Genomic DNA, 15253 nt, shown 5'->3' on the forward strand with positions numbered 1-15253 from the left:
ATACGGCACCAGTGACTCGTCGTTTTTGCTATCCGGTAGTCACCCGCGACAGAGCGCAATTGAAACGTAAACGTTTACTACTAAAATGTAAACGTTTACGTTAGATGGAAAACAGGGATTACGAGCGTTTTTTATACTTTTTCGTTATTGAATCAGTGGCGGAGGTTATACCTCCCCGCCACAGTCGTTGCTGGTGCCGGAGGATAAAGGAGGGCAATGCGAGGAATCAGGCGCTCTCGCGCCGGATCAGAGTGACGGGAAGAATGACACGATGCGGCGCCGCACCGTTTATCGCTTCATTGAGCAATTTAACCGCTTCAGCTGCCAGCTGCGGGATATCCTGGCGCACCGTCGTCAAATCCTTGGCCAGCAGCGGCAAATCATCAAACCCTGTCACCGAGACCTGATCGGGCACTTTAATGCCCTCGTCTTCTAACGCGGTGATACAGCCGATCGCCTGCTCATCGGATTCGCAGGCGATCGCGTCGAAATCCAGTGGCTGGCTCTTCAGACTGGAGCGTAGATGGCGGTATGCGGTCAGAGTTGAGTTGTATGCAAAGGGGATATTGATGATCCGCGCAGGCTTCATACCTGCCTCATCCAGCGCCTTGTGATAGCCGAGAATACGATGTTCGGGCACGGGCAGCGGAAGTGTAGGGAAATCCAGCTTCCGCCCGATTTCCTCGCCTATGAAGGCGATGCGGGTACACCCTTTGTCGATCAGGTAACGCGTAGCCTGATAGAGACCATCCACACCATCGGTGGAGATGGAGAAGTTAGTGTCCCACTGGTCGATGCGAATATAGGGTATCCCCTGGCGTGCCAGCATTTCGGGACGATACTCATCTACCTCTTCACCAAGCAGGATCGCCGAGCCGGCCTGCCGATGTATCTTTTCGCTGTCGGAATAGCTGAAGAAAACCGGGGTCTTGCCCTGCTTGCCCAACTCCACAACCAGGCTCATATAGAGCAGGGTAAAATAGGGCCGCAGTTCGAAACCGTGTTCACGCATCGAGATGGCGACCACGGCATTTTTACCGCCGATCAGCTGTCGTGCCGCGGTGCTCGGCCGGTAATTGATCTCCTCACTGATCTTGAGGATGTGCTGGCGCAGCTTCTCACTGATACCCGGTTTACCGTTCAGCGCCCGGCTGACCGAGGCGATGGAGACACCGGCTGCCTCCGCAATCTCGTGGATAGTGGCGCTCTTGCCAAGGCCAGTTGTCGATTGCAACGAGGTGTGTTTCGCCCGTGGTTGATGGGAAGAAGCCATGTCACTCAATCCTTAACGCTTGAATCAGTCCTATACCGATCCGGTTATCATACCCGCTGACACACACGCGGGACAGGAGGCTTCCGACCGCATCCGGCCTCCCCCACATTACCACCGGCCAAACTCACCCACGTTTTCCGCCGTGATCAGCTCCGGCGGTATCAACCAGAGTTGTTGCTCCAGCGTTTCACCTCGGACCAGCCTCAAGCCCAGCTCAATCGCTTGTTTCGCTATCCGGCTGGGGAACTGCGCGGCGGTTGCCCGCAGCAAGGTGCCGGGCTGGGGGAGGCGCTGTAGCGCGCGAGGCGCGCCATCGACACTGGCGATGATGAAATCGTGTCGCTTTGCCTCGTTGGCCGCCTGTTCGGCCCCAAGTGCCGTGGGGTCATTAATGGTGAACACCGCGTCTATTTGGGGGAAGGCGGTCAATAGATGGGTCATCTTTTCGAATCCACCCTCGAAACTGCCACCACCGTTTTGATTCATCGACATCAGCTCGATCTCCGCCTCATCCGCCAGCCGATCACGGCACCCCTCGACTCGTTCAAGTACCGAAGAGACCGGGGGACCATTAATGATCACCACCCTGCCCCTGCCGTTCAGCTGCCGCACCAGATAGTCGCAGGCGAGGCGCCCGGCAGCCTCGTTATCGGTAGTAACCGTGGCATCGGCACCGGCGGCCTGCACATCGACAGCGATAACATAGATGCCCGCCTCATGCGCCTTAGCAATGGCGTCGTTCAAGCCATCGTAGCTAGCTGCCGAGAGCAGGATCAGATCCACACCGGCGGCGATAAAACGGTCGATCTGCGCAGCCTGGCGCTCCAGGTCATAGGCACTCGACATTACTTGCACCCGGACCTCATCTCCGGCTTGCAACCGTGCCTGCTGCTCAGCGGCACGGGCGATACGCTGGAAATAGGGGTTACCCAGATCCGATACACTGACGCCGATCGACAACGGCCCAGCCATGACCGGTAGAGCCAATACCAGCAGTGAGCAGAGCGAGAGCAGGGCTACACGCGCATTCATTAAGATTCCTTGTTTTCAGTGTTATCCAACGCATCGGAAACCGCTCTGGCCAAGGCCTCACGATGGTAGGGCTTGGCCAGCACATACTGCCCGACCGGTAGTCCGTAACGGCTGCTGAGCTGATCGGCCGGCAGGCCCGAGGTCAGCAAAACCGGCAGCCCCGGCAGCATCTCGGCCACATCTCGAGCCAGATGCAGGCCATTCTCTGCCGTGCCCAGATTGATATCGGTAAACACCAGGGCGAAGTCGGCACGTTCAGACAAGGCGGTATAAGCAGCCTCGATACTCGCCACCGACTCGACCCGATAGCCCAACGAATCCAGCATATCCTCCGCCATTTCACGCACCGGTTGGTCATCCTCGACCAGCAGCACCCACTGCCCCCGGCCGCTCGGCAGTGCGCCCTGCTTATCTTCATCAACCTCGTGCTGCCTCAAGTCGGCCACCCGCGGCAGTAAAATATCGATCCGGGTACCCTCACCCAGTTGGCTATGGATCCGGATATCGCCCAGGGACTGTTTGACGAAGCCATACACCATACTCAGGCCAAGACCGCTGCCCTCGCCCACCTCCTTGGTGGTGAAGAAGGGCTCGAACACTCGTGCCAGGTGAGTTTCGCTGATCCCGGCACCGGTATCCTGCACCCGCACCAACACCGCCTCATCGCCCGACTCCAGGCCGGCATCTGCGACATGACCGGTTTCGAAACTCAGTTTTCCGCCCCCGGGCATCGCCGCGGCACTGTTGATGGCAAGATTGAGCAGCGCGTTCTCCAGCTGCCCCGGATCTACATTGACCAGCCAGGGCGCCGCGTGTAACTCCAGGCCTATCTCGATCGCAGGCCCGACACTGTACTCGATCAGGTCGAGCATTTCGCCGATCAAGCGGTCGATGTCGATGGTTTCCGGCTGCAGACGCTGTTTGCGGGCAAACGCCAGCAGGCGCTGGGTCAGCCCACCGCCCCGCTCGGCGGCCGCCAGCGCCCGCCGCGCATTGTTCGCCGCCTTGCTGTCCGGCTCCAGCCGGGTTTCGAGCAGCTGCAGGTTGCCGATGATCGCCGCCAGCAGGTTATTGAAGTCGTGCGCCACACCGCCGGTCAGCTGGCCCAGCACCTCCATCTTCTGCGACTGCCGCAACTGCTCTTCGATCGCCTTGCGCTCGGTCAAATCGCTGTACAGGGTCACGAAGCCACCGCCGGGCAGTGGCGAGCTGCGGAACTCCACCACCCGGCCATCGGCGAAATGGCGCTCAAACCGCTGCACCCGATGACGGCGCAGGCTGTTGATCTCGTCGCGATCCAGCGCTACACCGTTGAGCGCCCAGCTGTCACGCGCCTCTTTCGGCAATAACTGCTGCACCTGCTCCAAGGTTCTGCCCGGTTTGAGCTGGCCCGGAGGCAAGTTCAATATCTCAACATAGCGTGGATTCCAGGCCAACAGGCGACCCTCGCCATCGAATACGCTCAGACCGTCGTTGATATTGGTGAACACGGTTTCCAGCAGCCGGCTCTGCTCCCGTAACGACTGACTGATACGGGTGATCTCCATCGCATTCTCCCGGAACACTTGGAAGGCACGGGCCAGGTCGCCGATCTCGTCGATCCGCTCCACTGCCGGCGTCTGCTGGTCGGTGTCGCCGGCGGCCAGCCGCGTCATCAGCCGGGTCACGGCGCCCAGGTCTCGGGCCAGCCGTCGCACCACCCAGATACCACCCAGGGCAACCGCAATCCCCAGCAGGGTTATGATCAGGATACCGCTTTTGCCGGAGGCCACGGCGATGCCGACACGCTGGCTTTGCTGTTCTATCCGACTTTCGACATGGTCGACGAAGCGCCCTACCTCGGTGCTCAGTTGCTCGCTGATGGCCCGCGTCGAGGCCAGCAGATACGCACTACGCTGCTCGAGCTCCAGTTGATTCAAACGCATCTCGAACAGGTTTCCCTCACCGGATCCAATCCTTTCCAGCTGTTCGACACCCGCCATCTCGGGGGCTGAAGTTTTCAGTGCAGTCAGCGCGCTGACATAACGCTGCTGCAGCAGATCAAGTTCCGCCGGGTTGTTGACCTGCGCCGCCAGCATCAAGCGCTCCGCCTGCTGCACAACCGCAGCCAGGTTGGGATCGGAACCGTACCGTGCGGCGAGGGTGCCGAGCTGGTATTCCGCTTGCCGCAGATCCTCGCGCAAGAACAACCGCTCCCGGGTCAGGTCGACCAGGTCGTTCACCGTGCGCTCCAGTTGCAGGAGCAGGGTCTGCAGTCGGGGCGCGGCCGCATCCAGTTGCGGAATCGCCCGCGCCAGCGCCAAGACCTTTGCAATGCGATCACGCAGGTTCTGGCTCTCACCCTGCAGCAGAAAAGGGCTACTGGCATTGGCCACATAAGGGGCAACGGCGGCCAGGTTGGCCGTACGCTCCGCCAGTTCAAGAGAGCGCGATATATCGGGCAGCGCCTGCTCCTCGAACTGGCTCAGTGCTGTGCCGGTATTGCTGAGCCCGCCCCAGCCGACCAGCGCGATCGCCAGCGTAGCACCGAGCAGGATACTGAAGGCGATCAGCAAGCGGGTGCGTACCCTGAGCCCGCGCCATAACCGGCCGGCTCCGCTTCGCCTTGCAGTGGGTGCGCCGCTGTTCAACCGCCGGCCCTCAACACTGCACCACGGCTTCGCTGAACTGGTAACCGATCCCGCGTTCGGTGCGGATATAGCGCGGCTGGCGGGGGTTTGGCTCGATTTTGCGCCGCAGGCGCAGGATCAGCACATCGATGGTGCGGTCAAACACCTCGGTGTCCATACCCCGGGTTGCCTCCAGCAGTTGCTCCCGGCTCAGTACTCGACCGTGTGACTTGATCAAGGCTTCCAGCAAGGTGAACTCAGCGCTAGTCAGTGGTTCTGGCTTGCCATCAGGGCGGGTCAACTGGCGAGCGGAGAGATCCAGAATCCAACCGTCAAAGCTCAAGCGTTCATGGCGGTACTGATCGTCTCGCGTGGCGGGTCCACTCAACTCGGTGGTTCGGCGCAACATGGCGCGCACTCTCGCCACCAGCTCGCGGTTGTTGAACGGCTTCATCAGAAAATCGTCTGCGGCGATCTCGAGCCCAAGAATACGGTCTGTTTCGTCGCCCTTGCCGGTCAGCATCATGATCGGGATGCTGGAGCGCTGGCGCAGCTCTTTCGCGAGTTGCATGCCATCCTCCCCCTTCAGACGCAGATCGAGAATCACCAGTGAAAACACGGCAGTGTTCAATGCGGTGCGCATCTCGTCACCACTGGATGCCGCGTGTACCTCATAGCCACTGTCCTCCAGCAGGTCGCGAAGCAACTCGCGCATATCCGCTTCATCATCGACCACCAGGATCCGCAGCCGGACACGGTCAGTCTGGACACGGTCAGTCTGCACGGTCTCGGACATTCTTACTCCTTGTTTATTGTTATCTGGCGCTCTACATATCACAGTTGAACGGACGAAAAATTTCAATTGTTACAAATTGCGTAATTTTATAACGTTATTTAACACAACACAGATGTGGCTTTTCTGTAGTATAGTAGGACCGTCAATACGGCCGCTCTACGGGACAACCCAACACAGAGCACGCTTGACCTTTTTGAACGATAGGTACCAAGCCGGGAGAAAGGATCACTCCGGTTCGGGCAAACAGATCGTCGTAGTAACATTACAAAAATAAATATAAATAGAGCTTGTCATGTTCAGCGATAACTCTTTCAAGATCCAACCGCGATCCGCCTGCCGTATGTCCCGGCTCAACCCGCCAGACGTACAAACCACCGCTCCACAGCGCTCGATGCCCAGTTTAGACCGGGAGGGCGCCTGATGACCGCCAAGGAAACCGAACTTCGGCGCATGACGATCAAAGATGTCGCCCGCCACATCGGTGTTTCGACCGCCACCATATCCAATGCCTTTAACCGACCAGACCAGCTCTCTGTCGAGTTGAGAGAACGGATACTGAACGAGTGTAAAAATTTGGGCTATCGCAGTCCCGGTCTGGCACCCCGCTCACCACGCCCCGGACGAACCGGGGTGATTGGCGTGGTGCTGTCGGACTGCCTCTCGTACAACCTCAAGGACTGCGTCGCTAATCAGTTTCTGACCGGACTGACCGAAGAGCTCGACAAGGCACAGCTCAGCATGCTGATGTTATCGGCCAAGGAGATCGATAGCGGCTGTCAGTTCAGGCAGCACGAAGCGATGGTGGACGGCTTCATCGTCTATGGTCAGATGAATAACCGGCAAGCCCATGAACAACTGCTGCGGCAACGTAAGCAGCTCGTCAGCGTCGACTGCATAATCGAAGATAGCAGCAGTATTCAAAGTGACAATTTCGGTGGCGCGCTTGTCAGCGCACGCCACGCCCTGACTCACCAACCTCAGAGAGTTGCTGTCTTGGGGCTCAGATTGATCGACTCCAGACACGTCTGCCGCGTTTATGATCCGTGCGAGCTGTTCGACGAAACTGAGTCGATCTCGGTTCAGCGCCTGCGCGGCTATAATGCGGCCTTTACCGAACGCAACCGACAGTTGCTGCACGACAATATCTGGAACATCCCCGTTAACAACCATGCCTGTGCCCAGCAAGCCGCACGTGAGGCTTTGCTATGCACTCCTCGTCCCGAGTTGCTGCTATGTATGAGTGACACCATCGCGATTGCAGCACTGCAGGAAGCACAGAAGCTTGGCATCCGAATTCCGGAGGACCTGAAGATTGTCGGCTTCGACGGCATTCCGGAGGCATTGAGCTGCTACCCGTCCCTGACCACCGTATACCAGAACAGTATCGAAAAGGGTCGCCAGGCAGGCAGGCTGTTTCTAGGCAATACAGATACCCAACAGATAATGCTATCGACAGAGCTGCTGATCGGTGGCAGTTGCCCCCGCCCCTCGCCCTAACGTAAAAAGCCGGAGAGCCCATTGGTGACTCTCCGCGCAGGAAAAGACCTTTAAGACAGTGCGAGACTCAGGGTAGAACCGGAACAGGAAGGGGGGCTGATCCGGTTCTGACGGGCCTGCCCTTAGAACGTGTAGTTGAAACGCATACGCAGCGCATTGGTGGTGTCATCGGTCACGGCATCGCCATCCGCCTGAGAGAACGAGCCCGCAAAGGTCACCGACGCGTTTTCGAAATCGAACAGCGGCACTGTGTAAGCCAGGTAGGCCGTAGTCACGTCGCTATCGACGCCGGCCAACTCATCTTCGGAATAGATCAAACCGGCACCGAAGTTGCCGTAGATCATGTTGGCAATGTAGGAGGTAACCTCTTCGTCCGCACCCGTGCTGTCATCTTCGAGATGGGACACCGCCAGATTCACGTCCGCTCCACCAGCCTTGAAGCTGGAGGTCAGGGCATAGCCCTGCTTATCAACATCGCCACCGGCGGTCAGGTCATAGTTGACCCGCTCATAACCGGCAGTCAGGCTGAAGTCACCGCTGGACCAGGTAACCGTGGGGCGAACACCGCCAAAAGCCGTGGTATCGTCGCCATCTGTGGTTTCACCATCGCCAAAAATGGTGCCCAGCTCGAACCTGAGGTTTTCGCTGCTGTTCAGGTGCAGCGCAAACTGGCCACCGCCATCACCGACACGACCACGCGCCAGGTTTGCTTCATAGACTGAAACGCCACCAGCATGACTGATCAATGTGTCCTTACCTTTCGGAAACAGGTTCACCGCCTCGAAGCGACCAGCCTGCACGTCCCAGGTGGAATCGCCGAACTGGATCCAGGCATCGTCCACCGCGGTATCGCCATCGGTTTTCAGCAGTACGGTACCGCGTGCCTGAACGAAGTAGTTGCCTTTTTCGTGACGGCCAAAAGCATTCACTTCGACGCGACCATCCTGGTCGTATGTGGTATCGGTGGTTTCAGTATCGGTCGCATCGGTGTTCAGCTCGATATTGGCATCGAAGCTGAGTTCGGCCATCGCCGGAGCGGCCATCACCGCCACTACCGCGGCACACAGGATATGTTTTACAAAACGGCTCTTATTCTTATTCACGACTCTCTTGCTCCATAACTACAGGATTCGTGCTGGATGGAGAAACTCTCCAAACCGACGGGATAGGGGCGAAAGTTACGCCCCTTACGATGCCCAAATCGGACAGCGTTGAGAGGTGATGGTAAAAGCCATTGGAGACAGGACTCAACAAAAAGTTGCTAAACTTACATACTTAATTCTCTTAAAAACTCTTAATTAAGCTAAAATCGTGCGTATACTTTTGTTTTTTTACATATTTACTCAACTCAAACCTCGTACCCGTCTACGGTCCATCGGGTTCTTGGCATCGCCGCCACAACGCTGACATACACAGCCTCTCAAAGATTAAGGGCGCAATACTTAAAGGAACTGGGAACTCGTCACGAACAGACGGCTTATGGATAGCTATACAAATTCGAGCCAAAACCGATACTTATTTGCTTTTATTACATAAAAAAAGACCCGCATAAGACCACGCAGGCCAAATGTATGTACTTTTACTACATATGTGGTAGCCTAAGCTTCAACTACTCGAACCGAGGCGAGATCTAGAGTTTGCGGGACACGTCAAACCGATTGCATAGCCGGCCCTTTCGGTTACAACTGTTACAAAGCCAGAGCTAGCCAGTCATCTTGCATTTACCTATTGACGTTATAACCCTGAAAACCGGAGCCCCCGCCTCCATACCAAAAATAAGAGACCAAGCCATGTACCAGCTCAGCTCTTCAGTCACCTGGAAAAAACTTCAAACCCTGGCGGAAAAGACCAAAGACGACCGTATTGCCGACTACTTCAGCAATGACCCGGAGCGCTTCGGCAAGATGAGTTTGCGCCTGGGCGATCTGTTTCTCGATTACTCCAAGAACAAGGTCAATGACGAGGTGCTGAAAACCCTGCTCGCGCTGGTCGAACACTCGCCGCTGCGCCAACGTCGTGCACAGATGTTCTCCGGCGATATCATCAACACCACCGAAAACCGCCCGGTGCTGCATACTGCTCTGCGTAACCGCGGGGACGAGCCGGTGACGGTCAACGGTAAGGATGTGATGCCGGATATCCGTTCCGGGCTGAAAAAGCTGGAGGCCTTCAGTCAGAAAGTACGCAGTGGAGAGTGGAAGGGATTCAGCGGCAAGCGGATCCGCAACGTAGTCAATATCGGTATCGGCGGTTCCGACCTGGGACCGAACATGGTGTGCCGCGCCCTGCTCAACTACAAGCATCCGGAGATGAACTTCCACTTCATCTCCAACGTGGATGGGCAGCACATCAAGAAAGTACTGAGTGCGCTCAACCCTGAGACCACACTCTTCATCGTTTCTACCAAGACCTTCTCAACCCAGGAAACACTACTCAACGCCAAGACCGCACGCCGCTGGTTCCTCGAGAACACCAGCCAGCAGACCGACATGAGCCAGCACTTTGTGGCCGTGTCGACCAATCAGGCCGCGGCGATGGAGTTCGGTATCAAGCGCGAGAACATCTTCGAGTTCTGGGCCTGGGTCGGTGGACGCTACTCGCTCTGGTCCAGCATCGGCCTGCCGATCGCGCTGAGCATAGGCTGCGACCGCTTTATCGAACTGCTTGAAGGCGCATACGAGATGGATCGCCATTTCATGGAGGCCCCGCTCGAGAAGAACATGCCGGTATTGATGGCATTGATCGGCATCTGGTACATCAATTTCCTCGGAGCCGAAACCCAGGCGATCATTCCCTACGACCAGGCTCTGCATCAGCTGCCGGCCTTCTTGCAACAACTGGACATGGAGAGCAACGGCAAGTCCGTCGACGTCGACGGCCAGCCGATCGACTACGCTACAGGCCCGATCGTCTGGGGGCAGACCGGCTCCAATGGTCAACATGCTTTTTTCCAGCTGCTGCACCAAGGCACCCGCTTCGTGCCGATCGACTTCATCGCCTCGCTGGAGCCGGACGAGAAGACGGAAGAACATCATTTCGCACTGCTCACCAACATGCTGGCCCAGGCCAACGCGTTCATGAACGGTGACCAGAAAAACGGTATGCTGGATTACGCCACCTGTCCGGGTAACCGCCCCTCCAACATCCTACTGATGGAGAGCCTCAGCCCGCACAACCTGGGTGCACTGATCGCGCTGTATGAGCACAAGGTGTTCGTGCAGGGTGCGATCTGGAACATCAACTCCTTCGACCAGTGGGGCGTACAACTGGGCAAGCGCCTGGCTACCGAGATCAGTCGTAATATCGAGCTGAAGAGTTCCGACTACGACCAGTCGACCCAGGGCCTGATGGAGATCGTACGCCAGCATATGCACGGCAAGAATACGACGGCTGAGGCAGTATCTGGCAACCCAGTGAAAAAAGCCTCGAAAAGTGAGACCGGTAAACAGGCCGAGAGCGTAAAACCATGAACAAAGTGATCAGTTTCGGAGAGGCGTTGATCGACATGCTCTCCAACCGGGTCGGCGGTGCCGACCTGGACGGCCCGGAAACCTTTACCCGCTACCCCGGCGGCGCTCCGGCCAACGTGGCGGTGGCCGTGGCCAAGCTGGGTGGCCGCTCCCATTTCGCGGGCAAGGTGGGACAGGACATGTTCGGCGACTGTCTGCACGACGCCATGGCGGACGCGGGCGTCAACACCGACTACCTGCTGCAGACGACGGAAGCGAAAACCGCGCTGGCGTTTGTCTCGCTGGACGAACATGGCGAGCGCTCGTTCGAGTTCTACCGCTCACCCTCGGCGGACCTGCTGTTCCGGCCGGAGGAGTTCGGCGCCGACTGGTTCGACGAACCCGGCATCTTCCACTTCTGCTCCAATACGCTGACCGAAGCCGGCATCCGCGAAGCTACACTGGCCGGCGTCGCCAAGGCGCATGAGAAAGGCTACCTGGTCAGCTTCGATATCAACCTGCGCCATAACCTCTGGCCGGCCGACCTGGATCCGACCCCCTTTGTCTGGCAGGCAATCGCGCAGACCGACCTGCTCAAGCTGTGCACTGAAGAACTCGCGTTCCTGTGCCGTAACCAGAGCGAAGCGGAGGTGATCCAGCGGATTCGCGACGCCGGCGTCAGCCTGATTCTGGTCACCGACGGCGGAAACCCGTTGCGCTATTTTGGCCGCACACTGAACGGAGAACTGCAGCCACCAAAGACCAAGGTGGTCGACAGCACCGCTGCGGGTGACGCGTTCACCGGCGGAACCCTCTATGCCCTGGCCAAGCATGGCATAGACCGCAGTCATCTCAGCGAGCTAAACGACCGAGCCCTGCTGGAGCAGGTGCTTGAGGTCGGCATGCAGTGCGGTGCCTTTGCGGTAACACGCAAAGGGGCGTTCGATGCGCTGCCAACTCAGGCCGACCTGAACCTCTAACCTCTCCCCCTCGAGCCTGCGGTCAGCTCGCTGATCGCAGGCTCTCTCCCGGCTCCAAACGGAACGGCAGATCGATCACCGACCGGTTTACCGGCTTACCCTGCAACCGTGCCAGCAGGTTTTCCGCTGCCAACCGTCCCATCTCCTCACGCGGTGTTACCACGGTGGCCAGTCTCGGCACCATCGCACTGACAATATCGTGTCCGTGGAAACCGGCGATACCGATCTGCTGTGGTACAGCTATTCCCTGACGCTGACACTCGTAGAAGGCACCAACAGCCAAGTCGTCGTTAGTACAGAAGATTCCGTCCAGATCCTTATGTTGCTCCAGCGCCTGGCGCAACAACAATGCACCGCGGGTGAACGAGGATGCCTGCTCGGTCTGCAGACTGAAAGGTTCAAGCCCATGTTTGCGCATCGCCCGCTCGTAGCCCTGGATCTTGAGCCGGGTGCGTGCGTCCATGCGCGCGGCGAAGTACACGGTGTTGCGATGACCACGTTCGATCATCAGTTCGGTCATCGCGAACGCCGCCGCCTCGTTATCGAACCCTATCGCCTGCTCAATGGCGGGCGAAATAGAATCCATCACCTCGATCACCGGGACACCGGCGGTCTTGATCATTCGCCGCACACGCTCGGTATGAAAACTCTCGGAGAGGATCAAACCGTCCACGTTATAGCCCAACAGGGTCGCTATTCGTGCCTCCTCCGCACTCTGGCTATAGCCATAGTGGGCCAGCATGGTTTGATAGCCCGCCGGCTCCGTCACCGACTCGAAGCCACGGATCAGCTCGGCGAAAACCTGGTTGGTCAACGACGGGACAAGCACTCCGATGGCATGACTTTTCGAGCTGGAGAGAATGTCAGGCACTTTATTGGGAATGTAGCCGAGTTCGTCCAGTGCGCCTTGGATCTTCTCCTGCAACACACTCGAAACCTGCTCGGGCTTTTTCAAATAACGGCTTACCGTCATTTTGGTGACGCCGACACGGTCCGCGACATCCTGTAGGGTGGGTCTTTTTCTTTTTTCGCTCATGGTGAGGTCCGGCGTCTCTGTTACGCGTAACATCATACCGACGAAGGCGTATCAGGCATAGGTCATTCCCCACGCCCGATACGGATCAGAGCTGGCAGATCATTTATCAGCCCTTTCACTCTGCGCCAGCGCAGCCAATACATCATCAAGCACCCGCTCCGCCGACTGATCGATAGAGACCTCTATCGCTTCACCGACCTTGGGCTCGATCAATTCGCGAAACTGACTTTCCAGCATCTCGCGACCGTTGAAGTAGTGCCCCTCACGACAGCTGTGCCGCGCCCAGATCGTCTCGACGCCCCCCTTCAGGTAGATCAGCTGCGCGTCATTGCCTTGCCGCAGCTGCTGCCGATACTGAGGCTTGAGGGCAGAGCATGCCAGCACCATCCCCTCCTCCCGGTTGATCAGATCGTTTAATGTCTGTAACCAGCCATAGCGATCCTGATCGTTAAGCGGTATCCCCTGGCGCATCTTCGCCACATTCTCCGGCGGGTGGAAATCATCACCATCGAAGAACGCCAGTCCCAGCCGCTTGGCCAGCAACGAGCCGATCAGCGATTTGCCACAGCCGGATACGCCCATCACGATATATCTCTTTTTCACCACGCCCTCCTCCTACTGCCACCACAACGCCAGCTGCGGGAAGATAATGACCAGTGCCAGCACCAGAATCTGTAGCACGATAAAGGGCACCAGAGCGGAGAAGATCTCGCCCAGACTGATATCCTTCGGAGCCACCGATTTCAGGTAGAAAGCGGCGGGGCCGAATGGCGGTGACAGGAAAGAAACCTGCATGTTCAGGCAGAACACCACGCCGAACCAGATCGGATCCAGGCCGAGGTTGGTGATGATCGGCACGAAGATCGGCATGGTCAGCAAGGCAACACCGACCCAGTCCAGGAACATGCCCAGCACCAGCAGGATCACCATCATGATCAGCACTGTGGTCATGACATGGCCGTCACTGAGCGACAGGATCACCGACTCCACGAAATCGATACCACCCATCAGGTTGTAGACACCTACCAGCGCACTGGCACCTATGCCGATCCAGATGATCATGCCGCAGGTCTGCATAGTCGCCTTGGCGCTGTCGCGGATCATCTCGAAATTCAGCTCGCCACGGATCAGTGCACTCAACATGATGCCGACCACACCCAGAGCCGAGGCTTCGGTAACCGAGGCGATACCGGTGTAGATGCTGCCAAGCACGATAACCACGGTCAGGCCCGGAAAGAACAGCGCCTTCATGTAATTGATGTCACGCTCATCATCGGCGGCCATCTCTTCGGCCGTCGGCAGCGGCGCCAGCGAGGGGTTCAGGTAACAGCGGATCAGCACGTAGGCGACGTAGCATCCCGCCAGAATCGACGCCGGCAGGAAGGCAGCCTTGAACAACTCGCCTATCGATACGCTGGCGGTCATGCCATAGATGATCAGCACGATGCTCGGCGGCATCATGGTGCCCAGGGCACCGCCTGCGCAGGTGGTACCGATCGCCAGTTTGCGGTTGTAGCCCAGACGCAGCATCTGCGGCAGCGCAAGTATGCCGAGCAGCACGGTTTCACCGCCGATAACACCGGACATCGAAGCCAGAATTACAGCCACGATCAGCGTCTGTACCGCAACGCCGCCGCGCAGCTTGCGGGCCACCTTCTTCATGGCATCGAACAGATCCACAGCGATGCCGGATCGATCCAGCAACGCCGCCATCAGCACGAACATAGGCACCGCCAGAAAAACGTAAGCGCCAACAAAGCTGTACATGCGACTGGTGATCAGCGGCATCGCATCGACGCCGAACCAGCCGATGGTAAAGATCAGCGCCACCAGGCCGGTAACGAAGGCCAGCTGCATGCCGGTCAGCAGCAGCAGGATCAACAGCCCCAGCATCAGCAGGCTGCCGTAAGCGATTCCTATAGCGGAGAGATCAAACATCGGCCTTACCTCCGCGCTTTAACCGTCCAAGCTGACGAAAATCGTCAAGCAGGTGAAGCAGAAACTGAACAAACATGACGCACACAACCAGCAGAATCAGCGCTTTTAACAGCGCCGGGAAAGCGGGATTCCAGGCCGAACCTGAGCGTTCGAGGCGCAGCTCGCCCAAAGGCGATAACCAGGCACTGCTGGCCATCATCCAGGCGCCATAAGCCAGCATTCCGGCAAAAACCAGGCCCGCCAGTGAGTGGAAGATATTCAAATAGCAGCGTGCACGGGACGAGACCTGGTCATAGATCAGCACCACGCGCACATGCTTGTTGTTGGCCAGCGCATAGGCGCCACCGATGACAAACAGAGAGCCCCCGATAAACGCAGCCGATTCGTGCACCCAGATCGTCGGAGAGTTGAACAGGTAGCGCATCAAAATTTCGAAAAAAGAGATAGCAACGGTAAACACGAACAACAGGCTAAGCAGATTACCCACCCAGAGGATCCAGCGATCGAGCCGCGTGCGGCCGTGCTGTTCCACTTCGTGAGCCTCCTCTTCGCGAATGCGATCTTGAGCTTTCATGACAATCAACCCGGGGAGTTAAGTGGGGCGGAACGCCCCACCGTTTAGAACAGGAGAGAGAAGGGGCAG

At 57.8% G+C, this 15253-nt stretch carries 12 protein-coding genes; 3 read left to right on the forward strand and 9 right to left on the reverse strand.

Going from position 1 to position 15253, the window contains the following annotated elements:
- Positions 1–226: 226 nt before the first annotated feature.
- From IEX40_RS10150 to IEX40_RS10165, 4 genes are all read right to left on the reverse strand, one after another.
- A complete protein-coding gene (locus IEX40_RS10150; RefSeq protein ID WP_188747878.1) occupies positions 227–1273 on the reverse strand; it encodes a LacI family DNA-binding transcriptional regulator in 1047 nt (348 codons plus the stop codon).
- Positions 1274–1381: 108 nt separating this feature from the next.
- Complete coding sequence (locus tag IEX40_RS10155; protein WP_188747880.1) at positions 1382–2305, reverse strand: substrate-binding domain-containing protein; 924 nt, start codon at positions 2303–2305, stop codon at positions 1382–1384.
- Complete coding sequence (locus tag IEX40_RS10160) at positions 2305–4935, reverse strand: PAS-domain containing protein (RefSeq protein WP_188747882.1); 2631 nt, start codon at positions 4933–4935, stop codon at positions 2305–2307. The genes IEX40_RS10155 and IEX40_RS10160 overlap by 1 nt, the downstream gene beginning before the upstream one ends.
- A 10-nt stretch (positions 4936–4945) precedes the next feature.
- Positions 4946–5710: a response regulator gene (locus IEX40_RS10165; protein ID WP_188747884.1), complete on the reverse strand. Its 765-nt coding sequence runs from the start codon at positions 5708–5710 to the stop codon at positions 4946–4948.
- Between the two features lie 420 nt (positions 5711–6130).
- Here IEX40_RS10165 and IEX40_RS10170 point away from each other — a divergent pair, with 420 nt between their 5' ends.
- Positions 6131–7207 (forward strand): LacI family DNA-binding transcriptional regulator, encoded by a 1077-nt coding sequence (locus IEX40_RS10170; protein WP_188747886.1) that lies wholly within the window; start codon positions 6131–6133, stop codon positions 7205–7207.
- A gap of 122 nt (positions 7208–7329) precedes the next feature.
- Here the strand turns inward: IEX40_RS10170 and IEX40_RS10175 are convergent, their stop codons facing one another.
- Entirely contained in the window at positions 7330–8310 is a 981-nt protein-coding gene (locus IEX40_RS10175) for a carbohydrate porin (protein WP_229680698.1), read from the reverse strand.
- Between the two features lie 687 nt (positions 8311–8997).
- Between IEX40_RS10175 and pgi the strand changes: the two genes are divergently transcribed.
- Both pgi and IEX40_RS10185 read left to right on the forward strand, forming a co-directional pair.
- Complete coding sequence (pgi, locus tag IEX40_RS10180; RefSeq protein ID WP_188747888.1) at positions 8998–10677, forward strand: glucose-6-phosphate isomerase; 1680 nt, start codon at positions 8998–9000, stop codon at positions 10675–10677.
- On the forward strand, positions 10674–11636 hold the full coding sequence (locus IEX40_RS10185; RefSeq protein WP_188747890.1) for a carbohydrate kinase family protein: 963 nt from the start codon (positions 10674–10676) through the stop codon (positions 11634–11636). The genes pgi and IEX40_RS10185 overlap by 4 nt, the downstream gene beginning before the upstream one ends.
- A 22-nt stretch (positions 11637–11658) precedes the next feature.
- Here IEX40_RS10185 and gntR read toward each other — a convergent pair whose 3' ends face one another.
- From gntR to IEX40_RS10205, 4 genes are all read right to left on the reverse strand, one after another.
- Positions 11659–12672: a gluconate operon transcriptional repressor GntR gene (gene gntR, locus IEX40_RS10190; RefSeq protein ID WP_188747893.1), complete on the reverse strand. Its 1014-nt coding sequence runs from the start codon at positions 12670–12672 to the stop codon at positions 11659–11661.
- Between the two features lie 99 nt (positions 12673–12771).
- Positions 12772–13275, reverse strand: coding sequence for a gluconokinase (locus tag IEX40_RS10195; RefSeq protein ID WP_229680699.1), 504 nt, complete (start codon positions 13273–13275; stop codon positions 12772–12774).
- Between the two features lie 12 nt (positions 13276–13287).
- Positions 13288–14610: a TRAP transporter large permease gene (locus IEX40_RS10200; protein ID WP_188747897.1), complete on the reverse strand. Its 1323-nt coding sequence runs from the start codon at positions 14608–14610 to the stop codon at positions 13288–13290.
- A complete protein-coding gene (locus tag IEX40_RS10205) occupies positions 14603–15184 on the reverse strand; it encodes a TRAP transporter small permease subunit (RefSeq protein WP_188747899.1) in 582 nt (193 codons plus the stop codon). Before IEX40_RS10205 ends, IEX40_RS10200 begins: the two co-directional genes overlap by 8 nt.
- Positions 15185–15253 lie beyond the last annotated feature (69 nt).

It is taken from the genome of Marinobacterium zhoushanense (assembly GCF_014641945.1).
Lineage (GTDB): Bacteria > Pseudomonadota > Gammaproteobacteria > Pseudomonadales > Balneatricaceae > Marinobacterium_D > Marinobacterium_D zhoushanense.

Bases quoted from the DNA above. Each gene is read 5' to 3' on its own strand.
- pgi (WP_188747888.1), top strand. From the start codon at position 8,998: ATGTACCAGCTCAGCTCTTCAGTCACCTGGAAAAAACTTCAAACCCTG.
- IEX40_RS10170 (WP_188747886.1), top strand. From the start codon at position 6,131: ATGACCGCCAAGGAAACCGAACTTCGGCGCATGACGATCAAAGATGTC.
- IEX40_RS10205 (WP_188747899.1), bottom strand. From the start codon at position 15,184: ATGAAAGCTCAAGATCGCATTCGCGAAGAGGAGGCTCACGAAGTGGAA.
- gntR (WP_188747893.1), bottom strand. From the start codon at position 12,672: ATGAGCGAAAAAAGAAAAAGACCCACCCTACAGGATGTCGCGGACCGT.
- IEX40_RS10185 (WP_188747890.1), top strand. From the start codon at position 10,674: ATGAACAAAGTGATCAGTTTCGGAGAGGCGTTGATCGACATGCTCTCC.
- IEX40_RS10165 (WP_188747884.1), bottom strand. From the start codon at position 5,710: ATGTCCGAGACCGTGCAGACTGACCGTGTCCAGACTGACCGTGTCCGG.
- IEX40_RS10150 (WP_188747878.1), bottom strand. From the start codon at position 1,273: ATGGCTTCTTCCCATCAACCACGGGCGAAACACACCTCGTTGCAATCG.
- IEX40_RS10200 (WP_188747897.1), bottom strand. From the start codon at position 14,610: ATGTTTGATCTCTCCGCTATAGGAATCGCTTACGGCAGCCTGCTGATG.
- IEX40_RS10155 (WP_188747880.1), bottom strand. From the start codon at position 2,305: ATGAATGCGCGTGTAGCCCTGCTCTCGCTCTGCTCACTGCTGGTATTG.